The organism is Streptomyces sp. AC627_RSS907, assembly GCF_019049165.1.
The window spans coordinates 1-377 of the sequence record NZ_JAGMUE010000309.1; the positions used below are offsets into that span (position 1 = coordinate 1).

1 protein-coding gene is annotated in these 377 nt (G+C 70.0%); it reads right to left on the reverse strand.

Annotation, left to right across the window (positions count from 1 at the left end; genetic code table 11):
- Positions 1–377, reverse strand: a 377-nt coding sequence (locus tag KUM32_RS35445) for an acyltransferase domain-containing protein (protein WP_217146040.1), incomplete at both ends; no start/stop codon positions are given.

Genomic DNA, 377 nt, shown 5'->3' on the forward strand with positions numbered 1-377 from the left:
GCACTCAGCACCGCGTCCGGGCCCAGTTCCACGAACCGGGTGACGCCGTCGAGCGCGCTGACCGCGTCGGCGAACCGGACCGGCCGCCGGACCTGCTCCACCCAGTACTCCGCATCAGACCACTGCCCCGGCTCCACCACCCGCCCAGACACCGTCGACACCGCCGGCACCGACGGCTCACTGAAGGACAGCCCGCGCACCACCGCACGGAACTCCGCCAGCATCGGCTCCACCAACCGCGAATGGAACGCATGACTGGTCCGCAGACGCGACGTCTTCCAACCACGCCCGGCAACCCGGTCGATGTCAGCCTCACACCCGGCCACCACCACCGAACCCGGCCCGTTCACCACGGCGATATCGACGTCGGGGAACTC